Source organism: Streptomyces sp. NPDC058964 (genome assembly GCF_042741275.1).
Taxonomy (GTDB): domain Bacteria; phylum Actinomycetota; class Actinomycetes; order Streptomycetales; family Streptomycetaceae; genus Streptomyces.
This window is the reverse complement of the sequence record NZ_JBHYKH010000180.1, coordinates 1-1,915: the sequence shown is the minus strand read 5'-3', so window position 1 is coordinate 1,915 and position 1,915 is coordinate 1. Positions and strand designations below refer to the sequence as shown.

General features: G+C 73.4%; 1 protein-coding gene. It reads left to right on the top strand.

Annotated features, from left to right (window positions below; genetic code table 11):
- Positions 1-234: 234 nt before the first annotated feature.
- On the top strand, positions 235-1,875 hold the full coding sequence (locus ACFW2E_RS22265) for a glycoside hydrolase family 13 protein (RefSeq protein WP_384468811.1): 1,641 nt from the start codon (positions 235-237) through the stop codon (positions 1,873-1,875).
- Positions 1,876-1,915: the final 40 nt, after the last annotated feature.

Here is a 1,915-nt window from a genome sequence, read left to right as displayed (position 1 = left end):
GCGCCCCCCCCCGCCGCGGCGCATCCTGGGTGACACCGCGGGGGGATTGCCCCGCCCGGCCGGCGCGGGGCGGGGGGGCCGGGTCGGTCCCCCCCAGCCCCGACCGGCCACCGCCCCCGCCTCGCACACCGCAGCCGCACACCCGCCGCCGTACCACGCATCCATGACCAGAAACCTTCCCCGCGCTCTCGACCTCGTTCGAGCCGGGGGAACCCCCACCGCATCAAGGACGCCATGAGCCAGCACTCCGCCGACCCGGCACCGAACTCCGCCGTCGCCACCGTCGCCAAGCGTCGCGACTGGTGGCGGGACGCGGTGATCTACCAGGTCTATCCGCGCAGCTTCGCCGACAGCAACGGCGACGGCATGGGCGACCTGGAGGGCGTACGTTCCAGACTTCCGTACCTGCGCGACCTCGGCGTGGACGCCGTGTGGCTCAGCCCCTTCTACGCCTCGCCGCAGGCCGACGCCGGCTACGACGTCGCCGACTACCGGGCCGTGGACCCCATGTTCGGCAACCTGCTCGACGCCGACGCGCTGATCCGCGACGCCCACGAGCTGGGTCTGCGCATCATCGTCGACCTGGTCCCCAACCACTCCTCCGACCAGCACGAGTGGTTCAAGCGCGCGCTCGCCGAGGGCCCCGGCTCCTCGGTGCGGGACCGCTACCACTTCCGCCCCGGCAAGGGCGAGAACGGCGAGCTGCCGCCCAACGACTGGGAGTCCATCTTCGGCGGTCCCGCGTGGACGCGGGTGACCGAGCCGGACGGCACTCCCGGTGAGTGGTACCTGCACCTCTTCGCCCCGGAACAGCCCGACTTCAACTGGGACCACCCGGCCGTCGGCGACGAGTTCCGCTCGATCCTGCGCTTCTGGCTGGACATGGGCGTGGACGGCTTCCGCATCGACGTGGCCCACGGTCTCGTCAAGGCGGAGGGTCTGCCCGACCTCGGATCGCACGACCAGCTGAAACTGCTGGGCAACGATGTCATGCCGTTCTTCGACCAGGACGGCGTGCACGCCATCTACCGCCAGTGGCGCGTGGTCCTCGACGAGTACGCGGGCGAGCGCATCTTCGTGGCCGAGGCGTGGACCCCGACCGTCGAGCGCACCGCGAACTACGTCCGCCCCGACGAGCTGCACCAGGCCTTCAACTTCCAGTACCTGGGCACGGAGTGGGACGCCGAGCAGCTGCGGGCGGTCATCGACCGCACCCTGGAGGCCATGCGCCCGGTGGGCGCCCCCGCCACCTGGGTGCTGTCCAACCACGACGTCACCCGGCACGCCACCCGCTTCGCCAACCCGCCCGGCCTCGGCACCCAGATCCGCACCGCGGGCGACCGCGAACTGGGCCTGCGCCGCGCCAGGGCCGCCTCCCTCCTCATGCTGGCGCTGCCCGGCTCGGCCTACGTCTACCAGGGCGAGGAGCTCGGCCTGCCGGACGTCGTCGACCTGCCCGACGAGGTCCGCCAGGACCCGGCGTTCTTCCGGGGCGCCGGCCAGGACGGCTTCCGCGACGGCTGCCGGGTGCCGATCCCGTGGACGCGCGAGGGCTCCTCGTACGGCTTCGGCAGCGGCGGCAGCTGGCTTCCGCAGCCCGGCACCTGGGCCGAGCTGAGCGTGGAGGCGCAGGACGGCGTGGCCGGTTCGACGCTGGAGCTGTACCGCGCGGCGCTGAGCGTCCGCCGGACGCGGCCCGACCTCGGAGCCGGTGACTCCGTCGAGTGGCTGCGCGCCCCGGAAGGCGTCCTCGCCTTCCGGCGCGGCGAGTTCGTGTGCGTCGCGAACACGACGGGGGAGTCGGTGACGACCCCGGCGTACGGCCGTGTCCTGCACGCCCCCGGCGGGCAGACGGAGGCCCCCCGCGACGCCTAGGTGGCGGCCGCCCCCGCGGGGGGGTGGTCGAACCCCCTCT